10 protein-coding genes are annotated in these 16,050 nt (G+C 41.8%); 7 read left to right on the forward strand and 3 right to left on the reverse strand.

Features of this window, described 5'->3' with window-relative positions:
* Positions 1-99 precede the first annotated feature (99 nt).
* Positions 100-1,512 (forward strand): polysaccharide lyase family 1 protein, encoded by a 1,413-nt coding sequence (locus tag JIG41_RS19250; RefSeq protein WP_199525301.1) that lies wholly within the window; start codon positions 100-102, stop codon positions 1,510-1,512.
* Positions 1,513-1,631: 119 nt separating this feature from the next.
* Here JIG41_RS19250 and JIG41_RS19255 read toward each other — a convergent pair whose 3' ends face one another.
* Together JIG41_RS19255 and JIG41_RS19260 are read right to left on the reverse strand one after the other, a co-directional pair.
* Entirely contained in the window at positions 1,632-2,030 is a 399-nt protein-coding gene (locus JIG41_RS19255) for a DUF2750 domain-containing protein (RefSeq protein WP_074989413.1), read from the reverse strand.
* 632 nt (positions 2,031-2,662) lie between these two features.
* Positions 2,663-3,244 carry a TetR/AcrR family transcriptional regulator gene (locus tag JIG41_RS19260; protein WP_036967802.1) on the reverse strand — a complete coding sequence of 194 codons (582 nt, stop codon included), beginning with the start codon at positions 3,242-3,244 and terminating at the stop codon, positions 2,663-2,665.
* A 126-nt stretch (positions 3,245-3,370) separates the two neighbouring features.
* Between JIG41_RS19260 and JIG41_RS19265 the strand changes: the two genes are divergently transcribed.
* From JIG41_RS19265 to JIG41_RS19285, 5 genes are all read left to right on the forward strand, one after another.
* Complete coding sequence (locus JIG41_RS19265) at positions 3,371-4,414, forward strand: alkene reductase (protein ID WP_065978515.1); 1,044 nt, start codon at positions 3,371-3,373, stop codon at positions 4,412-4,414.
* Positions 4,415-4,534: 120 nt separating this feature from the next.
* Positions 4,535-7,837 (forward strand): exodeoxyribonuclease V subunit gamma, encoded by a 3,303-nt coding sequence (gene recC, locus JIG41_RS19270; RefSeq protein WP_199525302.1) that lies wholly within the window; start codon positions 4,535-4,537, stop codon positions 7,835-7,837.
* Positions 7,824-11,405 (forward strand): exodeoxyribonuclease V subunit beta, encoded by a 3,582-nt coding sequence (gene recB / locus JIG41_RS19275; RefSeq protein ID WP_199525303.1) that lies wholly within the window; start codon positions 7,824-7,826, stop codon positions 11,403-11,405. The genes recC and recB overlap by 14 nt, the downstream gene beginning before the upstream one ends.
* A gap of 5 nt (positions 11,406-11,410) precedes the next feature.
* Positions 11,411-13,444: an exodeoxyribonuclease V subunit alpha gene (recD, locus tag JIG41_RS19280; RefSeq protein ID WP_083633640.1), complete on the forward strand. Its 2,034-nt coding sequence runs from the start codon at positions 11,411-11,413 to the stop codon at positions 13,442-13,444.
* A complete protein-coding gene (locus tag JIG41_RS19285) occupies positions 13,431-13,886 on the forward strand; it encodes an N-acetyltransferase (RefSeq protein WP_199525304.1) in 456 nt (151 codons plus the stop codon). Before recD ends, JIG41_RS19285 begins: the two co-directional genes overlap by 14 nt.
* A gap of 121 nt (positions 13,887-14,007) precedes the next feature.
* Here the strand turns inward: JIG41_RS19285 and JIG41_RS19290 are convergent, their stop codons facing one another.
* Positions 14,008-15,297: an amidohydrolase gene (locus tag JIG41_RS19290; protein ID WP_036967817.1), complete on the reverse strand. Its 1,290-nt coding sequence runs from the start codon at positions 15,295-15,297 to the stop codon at positions 14,008-14,010.
* Positions 15,298-15,351: 54 nt separating this feature from the next.
* Here JIG41_RS19290 and JIG41_RS19295 point away from each other — a divergent pair, with 54 nt between their 5' ends.
* Complete coding sequence (locus tag JIG41_RS19295; RefSeq protein WP_036967820.1) at positions 15,352-16,014, forward strand: Crp/Fnr family transcriptional regulator; 663 nt, start codon at positions 15,352-15,354, stop codon at positions 16,012-16,014.
* The last annotated feature ends 36 nt before the right edge of the window (positions 16,015-16,050 follow it).

Consider the following 16,050-nt stretch of genomic DNA (forward strand, 5'->3'; position numbering starts at 1 on the left):
AGGATAACATAAAGTTAACACCGCATTAATTAAACTGTCAATTTTTTAATCAGCATAAAGGCTGGTTTTTTTCTATAAGGTACAAAAAGGTGGGTTTGAATGAAAAGTGAACAATACCGGTTTCGTCGAAATGTCCTATTGCTACTGTTTGGTGCATTGAGTGTGTCACTATTTAGTGCAAATAGTATGGGTCAGTCGTTAACGCCTAGGTCTATTGCCTTTGATGGTGCTGAAGGGTTTGGTAAATTCTCTCGAGGTGGCGCAGAGGGGAAATTGTATATTGTAACGAGCCTCGAAGACAAAGATGAGCCCGGAACCTTACGTTACGCAATTAATCAAAAGCATCCTCGCGTTATTACATTTGCTGTGTCTGGGGTGATTAAGCTGTCAAAAGAATTAAAAGTAAACCACGGTCGAATTACGCTAGCAGGGCAAACCTCTGCGGGAGGCATTACCATTTCAGGTGCGCCATTTACTGTCTCAAATGCAGAGGATGTGATTATTCGGTTTATTCGTTTTCGATTAGGGACATTTAAGGTGGTAGAAGACGCACTAACTGTGCGCAATTCTAACAATGTTATTATAGATCATTGTTCATTAAGCTGGTCTGTTGATGAAACGGGTAGCTTTTACAATAATCGTAATTTCACATTACAAAACTCTATTATTTCATATAGCTTAAACGACTCTATTCATCCTAAAGGAAAGCATGGTTATGGTGGTATTTGGGGAGGAGCTAATGCCTCTTTTATTAATAATATAATAGCAAATCATGCAAGTAGAACTCCCCGTATAAATGGACACAGACTAAAATCTCCTTACCCTTACACAGATGAATTTATCGAAGTTAGTAATAATATTATTTTTAATTGGGGACACAATAATGTGTATGGCTCTGAGAATGGGCGATTTAATCTGATAGCGAATTATTACAAACCGGGTAAAGCGAGCAAGCGCATTCAATTTGCGGATATTTGGTTCTCCCCATTCATTAGCAAAAACCAAGCTTATATCGCTGGAAATATTCTAGAAGGGTACCCAGAGTTTGATGATAAAAACTGGTTAGCTGTCAATTATAGAAATAAAAAAGAAGGGAAACGTATCGCCAGCCAAGCATACAGCCCTTGGTTGAGTGATAAAAAAATTATAGTTGAGAAAGAGTCTGATTTTAAAGCAAAGAATGCGAAGCAGGTGTTTTATGACATCGCACAAAATCAGTTAGCGGGAGCGAATAGAAATGCAAATGGCGTGTTCATAGACAGCGTTGATCAGTTAGTTTATGACCAACTTAATGACAAGCGTCCCGTAACAGGGGATGGGTTAATTAATCATGAACTTGATGTTATTCCTAGCTGGCAAGCGTATGAAGCTCAATTTAAAGATGTTGCTGTTGTTCAAGATAAAAATAACGACGGTATTGCCGATAGCTGGTTTGCACAACAAGAAGCGGTGTTAAAAACATTAAACGAATCACAAAAATTAGAATTATATTTAGAGCATTTAGCAAAGTAGTCAATAATTTTTGTTAAATTTGCAGGATTAGGTATTTTACGGATTGGTATCATAGCCTATCGGTAAATGCCGCATAACAAAGGGAGCTATTGCTCCCTTTGTTAAGTTATAAGCATGATTTAAAAGCGTCTTTTTGGCACTCTTAGTTGCGAGTCAAATTCGTCAGGGAATAAAATAGTACCGTCATCTTGTTCAGTTGGAAAAACGGCAATCAGTAAGTCATCTTGTTCAAGACCTGGCGTCCAGCGGCTCAACCAATCTTTGACGGGTATCGCTTTGGGCTCGCAATCTTGCCACTCTCCGGTTGCCCAACTTTGTGCAAACTCACGGCTAGGCCAAACGGGTACGCAGTCATCGTCTTCATTGGTAAGCATTACACAGCCGTGCTCATCATTAAGGATCCAAATCTGTTTAAATTCGTGAACCATTTCAAACATATAAGCGAGTCGTTTTTTTGTACCAAGGGCAAGGATTTCGTCTAATTCTGTTTCAACACGTTTTGCAGTTGCATTATTCATGACAGGCTCACTCTTTTTAGTTATACACAGCATTATCTTAATCATAAGGTGATAAATTAATATGACAAGTAATAAAGCGATTATCTCTGTGCAATGAATGGTGGTTAATGCGCCTTCACGGCTATTAATGTAAGCGGCCAGCCATTGGTGCATTCGTTGTTTATAAATTAGATAGTTGTTGGTTCGGTGTGTGTTGATTTTGCACTTATCGATTTAGATTTAAGTAACTGAAATCGTTCACTGGAAGGTGGCACCAATGCAAAAGATAAATCATTTATCCACGAAGAATTAATATTAACAGTGACATAAGCAGGGTACACGTGCACTTTTGCTACAACAGTAATCGTGCTGATAACGCTGTGAGTTGGGTCGTTAGGAAGGGTCAATTTATCGGGATGAGTAAACCTACAAAGTGGGATTATGGGGTAGGACAGTTAATTTAACACTGAGCTGTTCAATGAAGTCATGGTTACTTGCTGTGATTGTAAATATATATTTTCCAGGCTCAGTTGCTTTATGTGTATGTGTAATAAGAGAAAAGAGGTCTCCTAAATTGATTTGCTTTTTTGTAAGATAACTATTCGCTATTGGCGTGGCGACATAGTAGTTATTAATAGTGCGAATGCCGTGAGTTAATTAAGAAGGGCACAATATAAATCATCGGCAAGCAGCTGTAGCGCTTTTGGATCGCTATTAGTGAGCGCATAAGTACGGATACCATAAATACCCATAACTAAAAAGCGCGCTAATTGCTGCGCGGTTTTACTGCTTTTAAATTCGTTGTTATCAAGGGCTTTTTGAATTTGTTCGGCAAGCGTATTTTCGTAGGCATTTAAGTTGCCACGTAGCACGCTGCAAATTTGCGGATCGTTGCCTTCTACCTCTGAAATACTCTTGGTGAGTAAGCACACTTTTGCTACTTCGCCTTTGATACACTCATCAACAATGAGGGTCAGATAATTTTTAAGTGTTTCTAAAATAGGCTGTTTATTATGAAATAACGCTGTGAACTGTTGATTACGATCTTTTTGATATTGTTCTATAGCTCTTAAAAATATCGCTTTTTTATTGCCAAAGGCGCCATACAGCGAACCGGGGTGAAGGCCAGTAACGTGCGTTAGTTTTTGCATGCTGGTTTTAGCATACCCAAACTCCATGAAGGCTAGCATGGCTTGTCTTAACACATAGTCATTATCAAATTCAGCAGTTCTCATTACATCAACTTTTTGAGGTCATTATTTGCAGTCTACTTAATCTTGAACAAATATTCAAAAATAGCCTTGAATAATGATTCAAGAATCCCTATCTTGAATGTACATTCAAAAATAATTGAGACATTTATGGCTACTGATTTATTAACTCCCTTTAGGTTAAACGACACAATTGAACTGCAAAACCGTGTATTAATGGCGCCGCTTACGCGCTGTATGAGTGATGATGATTTAGTCCCCACTCAAGCAATGGTTGACTACTATGCACGCCGTGCCGATGCCGGTTTAATCATTAGTGAAGCGACAATTATTCGCCCTGATGCACAGGGTTACCCAAATACCCCAGGGCTATTTACCAGCGAACAGATTCAAGGCTGGAAAAAAGTCACCGATGCAGTGCATGCGAAAGGCGGCAAAATGTTTGCTCAGCTTTGGCATGTAGGGCGTGTGGCTCACCCACATTTTTTTGGTGGTGATGTACTTGCTCCTTCGGCAATCGGTGTAGAAGGGTCTGTGCCACGCATGCGTGAATTAACTTACGTGACACCAAAAGCAGCAACCATTGAAGACATTCAAGGTTTAATTGCTGATTACGCTAAAGCGGCTGAAAACGCTATAGAAGCGGGCTTTGACGGGGTTGAAATCCATGGTGCAAATGGGTATTTAATTGATCAATTCTTACACTTTGCTGCCAACCAACGCGATGACCAATACGGTCAAACACCAGAAAATATGTCACGTTTCGCCTTAGAGGTGGTAGATGCTGTAATCGCAGCTATTGGCGCAGATAAAACAGCATTACGTTTATCTCCGGGTGCATATTTTAATATGAGTGAAGATAACCGCGATAAGGCCGTGTTTGATTATTTATTAACAGCGCTTGAAAGTCGCAATCTTGCCTATCTTCATGCGGGTATTTTTGATGACAGCATGCGTTTTGCAAGCCTTGAAAATAAAACGACATCTGAATACTTACGCAGTGCATATAAAGGTACATTAGTGGGTGTAGGTAGTTATACGTTTGAGTCAGCTAATCAGGCAATTGATAACAACCAATTTGACTTAATCGCGATTGGACGCCCCTTTATCGCAAACCCAGATTACATTAGTAAAGTTACCCATGGTGAAGCATTAACACCTTACAGCGAAGAAATGCTGGCAGAACTTATCTAATCTGCAGATCGCTTAAATTGTCACCTAAGAGCGTACTTAGGTGACTCTTATACCTATCCCATCTAATTAAAATATCTTACACTGTGTCAATTAGTTAGTTTCAAGCAAGGACAGTGTAAAGTGCTGAATATAATTCAATCAAATCGCATGGAAGCACTGCAAGCGCGGTTTCACGCTCTTCTTAAAGTTAATCCGTTAACGAGTCCATTCAAAAAAGAAATTGTGCTTGTGCAGTCACCCGGTATGTCGCAGTGGCTAAAAATAGGCTTAAGTGAACATTTAGGCATTGCCGCACAGGTTGATTTTCCACTGCCATCTAGTTTTATTTGGCAGCTGTATCAGCAACTATTGCCCGATGTGCCCAGTGAATCTCCCTATAATAAAGCAAACCTTGCGTGGAAGCTGTTTGCTATTCTGCCTGATTGTATTGATGAGCCGTTGTATTTACCTCTAAAAACGTATTTAGATGGCGATACTGATGGCCAAAAGACCTTCGCATTATGTGAAAAAATCGCCGATGTGTATGACCAATACCTAATGTATCGTCCACATTGGATTGCCACGTGGGAGCAGGGCACAGATCAACTTGATGATGTTGATATAGGCATAGCACCTTGGCAGCCTGATCTTTGGCGTAGGCTGGTGGCGCACAGTAAACAACTTGGCCAAAGCCATTATCATCGTGCCAATATGCAAGACCAATTACTCGCTGCGCTTGAAACGATGGATAGCAGCTTATTACCCGAGCGTATTAGCTTATTTGGTATTTCGGCGATTGCCAGTAGTCAGCTTGAAGTGTTCCAAGCCATTGCGAAAAAAACGCAGGTGTTTCTGTTTTTCTTCAACCCAAGCGAGCACTATTGGGGTGACACTTTAGATGAAAAAACGGCTGCTAAAATTGCTGCAAAATATGCCAAACGTCCGCACCTAGATGCGCTTGAAGACCATGCAAAAAATCCCGACCATGAGTACTTTTTTATTGGCAATCCGCTGCTATCGTCGTGGGGGAAATTAGGCCGAGATTACTTTGAGCAATTATTGCAGCTAGACGCGCAGTGGTTAGATGGTTTTGAGAATGAATTTGATGACACTTTATTATCGCAAATTCACGCTGAGATTTATCAATTAGCGTTTAAAGGCGAATCGCTTACACCCGATAAAGAATGGTTTATTAACGATGAAGGTAAACTGCCAATTAAAGCAGGCGATACCAGTATTGTGCTCAGTGACTGTCACACGCCACTGCGTGAAGTAGAGCGGCTTCATGATTACTTATTAAATTTGTTTAACCAAAACCCACACTTAACGCCGAAAGATATTATTGTGATGATGCCCGATGTTGGCACTTACAGCCCGTATATCGAGGCCGTTTTTGGTGGTGCAGAAGGTCGTCGTTTTATTCCTTATGCGTTAGCCAATTTAGCCATTGAACAAGAAAAGCCTGTACTGAGTTCATTTGCAAGTTTGGCCGATTTACCTTACTCACGGTTTGGTGTGTCTGACATTCTTGATTTACTGCAAGTCACACAAATCGCCGAAAAGTTTAACTTAGAGGCTCATGAATACGAACAAATTGGCTTTTGGCTTGAGCGAGTGGGTGTTAAATGGGGTTTAGATGCCGCGCATAAAGACAGTTTTGGTCTTCCTGCTATTGATTTAAATACCTGGCAGCATGGGTTAAACCGGTTACTGCTAGGGGTGGCACAACGTGATGAACACCTGCCATTTTCGGGAATTTACAGTGCCGATGAAGTCGAAGGCATGGCGTTAAATACCCTTAATAAATTAATTGAATTTATTGATGTATTGGCTCGTTATAAAGAAAAACTACACGATGATGCACCATTAAACGAAAAAGCCGCGATTTTAAAAGCCCTGCTTGGCGAAATTTACAGTGATGAGGGCGAGCAAAGCTGGGATTTACTGGTACTGCAAAAAGTGCTTGATACGCTCATTAAGCATTACGAAAACGGTGATTACCAAGGGGATGTTTCGCAGCGTATTGTTAGCTATTTAGTGAAGCAAGGTATTCAAGAGAAAGGCGTAGGACAGCGCTTTTTAGTTGGGCAAGTGAACTTTTGTACGCTGATGCCAATGCGTGCCGTGCCCTTTAAAGTGGTGTGTATGCTGGGTCTGAACGATGCTGATTACCCTCGTACCGTGCAGCCCATTGGTTTTGACTTAGTACCGTATTCAAAACGCCAAAAAGGCGACCGTTCGCGTAAACTAGATGACAGGTATCTGTTTTTAGAAGCCATTTTAAGCGCCCGTGAAAACTTATATATCAGTTATATTGGGCGCTCGTGTTTTGATAACCAACCAAGAATGCCCTCAACACTCGTCAGTGAGCTGTTAGAATACATCGCCCGTAGCTTTAAATTTGACGATGAAAAAGACTGTCACGCAGCACTGCCCGAGGCGCTGATTAATTATCAGCACTTGCAACCGTTTAATCCTGCCTATTATCTTAAGGCTAAGCAGCCTGCGGTAACGCAATTGCACAGCTATAACCCGGTGTGGATACCCGCTCAAAGTATTACGCCAGAGCCACAGCAAGACCTGTGTGTATCACCCGAGCAAATTGTTGAGCTAAACCAGTTTATTCGCAGTGTGTGTCAGCCGCACGAAAGCTTTTATCAGCAGAGTTTGGGCTTAAGGTTGCCGCAATTTAATGATATTGCGAAAGATGAAGAGCCATTTAGCCTTGATGCACTGCGTCGCTATTTCTACTTAGATGAAATTTTAGAAGCCAGTATTCTAGAAACACCAATTAATAAAGCGCAAATCATGCAACGCGGCGAGTTGCCCCAAGCGCATGTTGGCGATTTGGTGTTTGAAAGTATGCAGCACCGTGTTGATGCGTTAGCAGGGCAGGTGAAAGCCCATATTCAAGATGATGAGTTGCTGCCAATTGAAGTCAAAATAACTCTTGAAAATACCACCTTAGAGGGCTGGCTTAACCACATTTACGGGCAAAAACAGGTGTTTTATCGTACCGCAAGCATTAAAGCCAAAGACGTGATTAAGGGCTTTATTCAGCATTTAGCTGCACAGATCATGGGCCAACATGTTGAAACCTTAATACTTGGTTTAGATAAACAAATTAGTTTTTCAGCGCTTTCACAAGACGATGCACGTGGTTATTTGAACGATTGGTTTATGCTCTATAAAGCATTACTTACACGGCCAGTGGCATTTTTTCCAGTAAGTGGCTACGAGTACATTAAAACAAATAAAGACATGGCAAAAGCGAATAATAAATTTGCCCCGCAATATATCGGTGTAGGTGAAGGAGAAAACCCCTATATTCGCCTAACCATTCGGAATCTAAAAGACTGCGAAGACGAGTTTATTCATTGGAGTGAGCTGCTTTTATCGCCGCTGGTTGAATTAGCGCAGGAGGCTGACCATGCAAACGCTTAATCCTATTAGCATGGAGCTTTGTGGGCAAAGCCTGATTGAAGCCAGTGCCGGTACAGGTAAAACGTACACTATAACGGGGTTGTATTTACGTTATTTATTGGGCTTACAAAAAGCGACGCACGAAGACGGCACTGCGCTTTTAAATACCCCGCTCAGTGTTGAACAAATATTGGTTGTTACTTTTACTGAGGCGGCTACCCAAGAAATAAAAGACCGCGTGCGCGCACGTATAATCAATGCCAGAGATGCACTGCTGGGCAAAAATCCTGAAGATGAATTAATTAGTCAAATTATCAATGAAGTTAATGACAAACACGCGGCATTTGATTTACTCGACGCTGCGGCCAAATCAATGGACGAAGCGGCTATTTTTACTATTCATGGCTTTTGTCAGCGCATGCTCAAACAGCACGCGTTTGAGTCAGGTGTCGCGTTTAACTTAGAATTTATTTTAGATGAGCGAGAGCTCATTCAAGAAACACTCAATGATTTTTGGCGTGCCTTTGTATACCCACAGTCAAAAGCGCGCACAGAAGCGATTACTGATATTTTCCCGGTGCCAGCGTCGATGTATTCGCACGTGGTCAGCTTGCTCAGCAAACAAGGGGCGATTATTACCCCTGAATACAACCTTGATGAAATATGGCAAGCACGCGATAACTTTGTCGCAAAAGTACCTGCTTTTAAAAAGGCATGCCGTGACAGTGAATTTATCAATGCTGTAAAAGCGTCTGATCTGAGTGGTTCTAAAACGCCAGGCCGCAAAAACAGCCTTGCAGCGCTTGAAGAATATCTAAACAATGACGACACCTTTTTTGTATTTGGCACCAGCAAGTATTCGTTTGAAGTTTGGAGCACAGAGAATTTAAGCGACCCTGCGAATTATAAGAAAAACGGCAGTTTGCTTAGTCACGCAATGACGGCACAGTTTGATGAAATGGCCAAACTGAGTAGCCTTATTAATAACGGCTTGAATATTGCGATAGTGCAATATGCAACAAAATGGGTTGCGAATGCACTTATAAAACGTAAGCAGGAGCAAGGGGTTATCACCCCTGATGATTTGCTAACTAACTTGCATCAGGCACTTTGTAGCGACCAAGGAGACGTGCTAAGCGAAAAAATAGCGGCCTTATTTCCTGTTGCCATGATAGACGAATTCCAAGATACCGACCCAGTGCAATACGGTATTTTTAGCCGCATTTATAACGCCAAAAATACCACACTCGCTATGATAGGCGACCCAAAGCAGGCTATTTATGGTTTTCGTGGTGCAGATATTTTTACCTATATTGGTGCCAAAAAGGCGGTTGTTGCGCAAAAACAATACACATTAGACACTAACTTTCGCTCAAGTGAAGGGGTGGTCGAGAGTGTAAATCGCATTTTTTCTAAAAACGCTAATAGCTTTATTTATAACGATGCGATTCCGTTTCAAGCAGTTCATGCAAAGGGGAAGCCTGAAAACAAAGCGTTTTTAATCAATGGCGAAACCACCGATGCATTTGAGTTTTCAGTGTTTGTTGATGAATACGCTCAGGCTAATAATAAGCCAACCAGCAAAGGGGTTGCCCAGCAGGCGCTTGCCCAGCACTACACGCAAAAAATCACACGCTTACTTAAGCAGGCGCATTCAGGTGAAGCCACAATTGCTGGCAAAGCGGTCACCGCTGCCGATATTTGTGTATTAGTGCGAGATAGAAACGAAGCACAACTGATGAAGTCGGCGTTGAGTGAGGCAGCCATTGCCAGCGTGTATTTGTCTCGCGATAGCGTGTTTCAGCAAGAGCTTAGTCATCATTTATTAAACTTTTTAACAGCGCTTCATGGTCAGTACGATGAATCATTATTGCGCGGCGTACTGGCAGGACCCTTGTTTTGCTTAAGCTATAACCGTATTTATGCGTTACATGAAAACGAAAGCGAATGGCAAGAACATTTAAACTTTTTCGCTCAGCTTTCACATATTTGGCATAAGCAAGGTGCGATGGCGATGCTTGAGCGCTTACTGAGCCACAACCAACTCGCTGCACGCTGGCAGGGGCTTGGTTATAACGTGGAACGTTGGCTGACAGATTTTCGCCATTTAGGTGAAATCTTGCAGCAAAAGCAAATTGAACTAGAAGGCACTCACCGATTATTGCGCTGGTTTGCGCAAAAGGTCAGCCAACAAGAGGGTGAAGCGGTGCAAGTTCGTCTTGAAAGCGATGCCAATTTAGTAAAAATCGTCACGATGCATGCTTCAAAGGGCTTGGAATATCCGATAGTGTTTATGCCGTTTGCTTGTGGCTACCGTGAAACCAAAGAAGCGCTTTATCATCATAACGGAAAACTGATTTACGACCTTGCTAACAGTGATGAGGCCTTACAAAAAGCAGAGCAAGAACGCTTAGCTGAAGACTTGCGTTTATTGTATGTGGCGTTGACCCGTGCTATACATTTTTGCTCAGTCGGTGTGTATAACATTGCACAAGGGCGCAGTAATCGCCCTGGTATACAAAGTACCAGTATTGGTCATGTACTGTTTGCAGGGGAAGAAATTAAATCGGCTGATGAGTGGCACAGGTTATTAAGCGATTTTTGTGCTCAGTCGGCGCATATGCATTTTGAAGCTTTTACGCAACCCGATGAGGTCACTGTGCTTGACCTAACAAGCACAGATGCTGAGCAGTCATATCAAGTCAACACACTCGAAACCCACATTGAACGAGATTGGCGTTCAACCAGCTTTAGTGCATTAACCTTTAAAAAGCAGACTGATCATATTGAACTGGGGCGCAGTGATGAAGATCACGAAAAAGATGAATTTTTAGCGCAGCAAGCAGTGCAACTAACCCCCTATAGTTTCCCGAAAGGTGCAAAGCCGGGCAGTTGTTTACACGAAATATTTGAGCAATTGGACTTTACGGATCCCTATTCATTGAAACGACCTGACAACGAGCGTGACGACCATGCTCTTGATAAGGTAATAACAAAACTGTTTGCCAAGTATCACATTGATGATAGTTGGGAGGCAATGACCGAAAGCTGGATCAATGCCGCTTTAAAGTGTCCACTAAACGATAAAGGGCTTTGTTTATCAGCGCTTTCGCCTGAAGTGTGTTTAGTCGAAATGGAGTTTAATTTACCGTTATTATCGCTTTCAAGTGATAAGTTAAATCAAATTTTGGTAAAGCATTTTGGTTTACCGGGGAAACTCGACTTTACTGATGTGCAAGGTTTACTAAAAGGCTTCATCGATTTAATTTTTTGTTGGCAGGATAAGTATTACATTCTTGATTATAAGTCGAACTTTTTAGGCAACAGCGCAGCTGATTATCAACATGATCAGCTTGAGCAAGCGATGAGTAGTCACCAATATCATTTACAGTATTTGATTTACACTGTTGCACTGCATCGCTTATTACAACAACGTGTTAAAAATTACGACATAGAGACCCATTTAGGCGGCGTGTATTACACCTTTTTACGGGGCATGAGTGATGGCCAAGGGGTGTACTTTAATCAGCTTACAAAGCAGCAAGTACTTGAGCTAGATAGTTTATTTGCACGAGGAGCAATGTTATGAGTCAGATGACATTTGGCTTTGATGAACGTGAACCAGAGCAACCTCGCAAACACAAAGAACCGTTAAAGGAGCCTGTACAGGCATTAGAGGGGACTGAGGTTGAAATGAAAACACAGCCCTTACTCGACTTTTTGTTAGAGACGAAACGTATTCGCTTAGTGGATGTAAAACTTGCTGAGCTTTTAATAGGCACTGATACCTCCCAGAAAAATGAGGTGTTCTACCTTATTTTGTTGCTTGCCGTCGCTCAGCAAAGCCAGCATAGTTGCTTAGATTTAAACGCTATTAATTGGCAAAATCCGTTTGCAATTAGAGAACAGGCAGTATCGGAGGCAAGCATTGCTGCACCTGATATTATTTCGCCGTTTTCAGAAAACTATGACGCGCAGCAAGCTGAAACACAGCTCATGGCTGCAGCTTGTGTGGGTGATGACAAGCCACTGCTGCTGTTTGCTAATAAGTTATATTTTGCGCGCTTAGCTCAGTATGAAACTGTGTTAGCGTCACGTTTGAGTCATTTGGCAGCAAAACCACTAAACATCGATGAAACGGCGTTAACTGCGCTTTTGACAGAGTATTTCCCTGATGAAGCTCACCGTGAAGACCCCGCAGATCCTATTAAAACGTTAAATTGGCAAAAAGTAGCGTGTGCCATAGCCGCCACCAAAGGCTTTAGTGTGATTACCGGAGGGCCAGGCACCGGTAAAACCACAACTGTCACCAAATTATTAGCTATTATGCAGTCGTTGTATGCCAGTGCACCGTTGACAATTAAGTTGGTTGCACCCACGGGTAAGGCCGCGGCTCGTTTAAGTGAGTCAATTTTGGGAGCGAAGCAAAAACTCAGTATGATCCCAAAAGACATCGCACCGCTTATTCCTGAAACGGCACAAACGATTCACCGCTTACTTGGCGTGATTCCGCACACGAATAAATTTCGCCATAACAAACGTAATCCACTGCATTTAGATGTGTTGATCATTGATGAAGCCTCCATGGTTGATTTATCGTTAATGGCAAAATTAATTGAGGCGCTGCCAAGTCATGCTCGGTTAATTCTGCTGGGAGATAAAGACCAATTAGCCTCAGTTGATACTGGCAGTATTCTCAGCGATTTATGCCAAGGATTAACACTTGAAAAAATGCCTGCCTACAGCCAAGCGCGGGCAGAGCAACTCAATCGGGTGTGTTTTAATAATCGCGCCGTGCTTTCACACAGTGAAGACAGTTACTTGTTAAGCGACTGTATTGCGTTTTTACAGCAAAGCTACCGTTTTGACGGCAAAAGCGGCATAGGTCAATTAGCGCAAGCTGTTAATACCAATAGCCAAGGGTTACTTGGGTATGTTGAGCAAACGGTGAACGAGGGCGGCTTTAGCGACCTTAAACTTAATTACAATGTGATTAACAAACCGATTGAACATTTTGTTCAGTTAGCAGCCCAGCATTATCAGGCGTATTTAACACTGATACGCGAAGGTGCTGGGGTGGCTAAAGTGCACAATGCTTTTTCTGACTATCAATTACTGGCAGCGGTGAAAGAGGGCGATTATGGCGTAAACAGCCTTAATCTTCGAATTGAAAAAGCACTGTCACAACAAGGGCTTATTTCACCGTATCAGCGCCATTACCTGGGCATGCCCATTATGATCAGCCAAAATGATTATCAGTTAAAACTGTTCAATGGTGATATTGGTATTTTAATGCACGATGAGCAAGGTCAGCTAAAAGCAATGTTTATTGATGAGCAAGAAAACATTCGTGCTTTTTCGCCAGCTCGTTTACCCGCTCACGATAAAGTGTATGCCATGACTATTCATAAATCGCAGGGCTCTGAGTTTGCGTATACAGCGATGATTTTACCGCCAATAAATCAAGCAAACCAAGGGATCAACAGACAGCTTGTGTACACGGGGATCACTCGTGCAAAAAACACCTTTGAGCTGGTGGCAGATAAAAACGTGTTACTAATGGCAATGAATAAATCAGTTACCCGAGCATCGGGTTTATTCGATAGGTTAAAACATGCAGCTAGTTAGCGTGACTGATGAGCATTTAACTAAGCTAATGGGTTGGTTTAACACAGAGGCGGACCTGCGTATTTGGTCTGGGCCATTTTTTAACTTCCCATTTGATGCACACAGCTTTAAACAAGATTTAAATCTTGATGAACTGAACTCATACGCGCTGGTAAATAATGAGGGCCAGATGTTGGCTTTTGGCCAATATTACTTACGTGAAGGATGCTGTCATTTAGGACGTTTGGTCGTGGCTTTGAATATGCGGGGGCAAGGGCTTGCAAAAATACTGATTAATTTATTAAGCGAGCAAGGCAAACAGCAATTGCACTGTAATACAGTGTCGTTGTTTGTATATACCCACAATACCTTGGCCATTGCAGCTTATAAAAAATTAGGCTTTCAAGAATCCAAGTACCCAGCGGTAATGCCTTTGGCAGATTGTATCTACATGGTTAAATAAAAAGAGCCGATTAGTTCGGCTCTTTTCACAAGATTATTATTTAAGGTAATCAACTATTTAAGGTAATCAACTATTTAAGGTAATCAACTATTTAAGGTAATCAACTATTTAAGGTAATCAACTATTTAAGGTAATCAACCACTAATTGCGTCATGGCGTTGACACCCAATTGTAATGCTTTCTCGTCTGCAAAAAAGTGTGGTGAATGGTTACTAGGCGCTGTTACGGCATCTTGACCTTTTGGCGTAACTCCTAAAAAGAAGAACATTCCTGGTGTTTCTAAGGCATAGTAACTAAAGTCTTCTGCCCCTGTTATTAATGGCGTTGTGATCAGGTTTTCTTTGCCAACAACACCTGCAAGTGTTGGTGTCATTTTCTTGGTTAATTCAACATCGTTCACGGTGACTGGGTAACCGTGATCAATGTGAACATGCGCTTCTGCGCCACCAGATTCAGCCACCATTTCGGCGGTTTTAGCTAAGCGTTTTTTAATATCAGCACGCATGTCTTGATCAAAAGTACGAATTGTACCGACCATTTCAACTTGATCAGGGATTATATTATTACGTACACCCCCATTAATGGCACCAAAGGAGACAACAGAAGGGGCTTTTGTTACATCAACTTGGCGTGATGCAATGGTTTGCGTTGCCATAATAATTTGTGATGACGCGACAATGGGGTCAACCCCATTCCAAGGACGCGAGCCATGAGTTTGGCGACCTTTTACAGTAATCGTAAACTTATCGGCGCTGGCCATTAGCGGTCCTTCACGAAAACCAATTTGCCCTGTGTTTAGTGAGCTGGTGACATGTAAACCAAAGATGGCTTCGGGTTTTTCTTTAAATAAGCCTTCTTTTAGCATTAGTTCAGCTCCCCCTTCTTCGCCATCGGGTGCACCTTCTTCTGCAGGTTGGAATACAAATAGAATATCGCCAGCGAGATTATCTTTAATTTTGACCAAAGACTCAGCAGCAGCCATTAAGATTGCGACATGATTATCGTGGCCACAGGCATGCATAACACCCACGGTATTACCTTTATATTCAGTTGTTTGTGTTGATGCAAAAGGTAAATCAACTTGCTCTTTAACCGGCAGGGCATCCATATCTGCACGAAGCGCGATAAGTGGCCCTTTTTTGCCGCCTTTTAATTTGGCCACCACACCGGTGTGAGCTACGCCTGTTTGCACTTCTAGTCCTAATGAGCGAAGGTGTTTAGCAACATACTTTGCCGTTTCAAATTCACGATTGCTCAGTTCTGGATATTGATGCAGATGGCGGCGCCATTTTATGACCTTTTCACTGACACTTTTATTGGCTGATTTAAGTTCTGTCTCTATATCACTGGCAAATGCAGGAGCAGACATAGCACTGAGCAGTAAGCTGGTCGAAAGTAGTTTGTTAAACATCCTGTATCCTCTTATTATAAGTAATTGCACTCATAACAATGTAAGTATAAATAATTGAATGAACAAGACCTTTCGATAATTAACCACGATAAATGGTTTAAAAATCGCAGCCAAGAGTTTAAGCAACACTTACTTAAAAACGCTAAATTAATCACGTGTAATGCAGGTGATGCCTTATTTTTGCGCGGTGATGAAAATACGGGTTTGTATTGTGTAATAAGTGGGGTGTTACGTGTATCGGGCGTAAACAAACAAGGTAAAGAAGCGGTGCTTAGTTTTGTAACAAGTGCCATGTGGTTTGGTGAAGTGGCGCTTTTTGATGGCGGCAAACGAACCCACGATGTGTATGCCCATACTTCAGTGCGCCTTATACATGTGTCTGAACGAGCACTCACTCAATTGCTGAACGAACACCCGATATACTGGCATGACTTTGGGGTGTTATTAACCGAGAAAGTGAGAAGTTTGTTTGATTCTTTAGAAGATCATGCGTTACTTACGGCAAAGCAAAAAGTCAGTAAGCGACTGTATATGTTGTGCCACTCATCGGGGCAAACTAGGTTGCCACTTTCTCAGCAACAACTTGCCGATATGACTTATTTAACACGGCAAACAGTGAATCAAATATTACAATCATTGCAAACAGAGTCAGTTATTAGTCTTAAGTATCAGATAGTTGAAATAGAAAATATAGATAAACTCTTAGCTCAATGTTAGCTTGGAACTAAAATTGCTACATCTTTTCAGACAAGT

Origin of the sequence: Pseudoalteromonas sp. bablab_jr011, assembly GCF_016464045.1 — a bacterium.
GTDB classification, from domain to species: domain Bacteria; phylum Pseudomonadota; class Gammaproteobacteria; order Enterobacterales; family Alteromonadaceae; genus Pseudoalteromonas; species Pseudoalteromonas lipolytica.

Bases quoted from the DNA above. Each gene is read 5' to 3' on its own strand.
- JIG41_RS19250 (WP_199525301.1), top strand. From the start codon at position 100: ATGAAAAGTGAACAATACCGGTTTCGTCGAAATGTCCTATTGCTACTG.
- JIG41_RS19255 (WP_074989413.1), bottom strand. From the start codon at position 2,030: ATGAATAATGCAACTGCAAAACGTGTTGAAACAGAATTAGACGAAATC.
- JIG41_RS19260 (WP_036967802.1), bottom strand. From the start codon at position 3,244: ATGAGAACTGCTGAATTTGATAATGACTATGTGTTAAGACAAGCCATG.
- JIG41_RS19265 (WP_065978515.1), top strand. From the start codon at position 3,371: ATGGCTACTGATTTATTAACTCCCTTTAGGTTAAACGACACAATTGAA.
- recB (WP_199525303.1), top strand. From the start codon at position 7,824: ATGCAAACGCTTAATCCTATTAGCATGGAGCTTTGTGGGCAAAGCCTG.
- recD (WP_083633640.1), top strand. From the start codon at position 11,411: ATGACATTTGGCTTTGATGAACGTGAACCAGAGCAACCTCGCAAACAC.
- JIG41_RS19285 (WP_199525304.1), top strand. From the start codon at position 13,431: ATGCAGCTAGTTAGCGTGACTGATGAGCATTTAACTAAGCTAATGGGT.
- JIG41_RS19290 (WP_036967817.1), bottom strand. From the start codon at position 15,297: ATGTTTAACAAACTACTTTCGACCAGCTTACTGCTCAGTGCTATGTCT.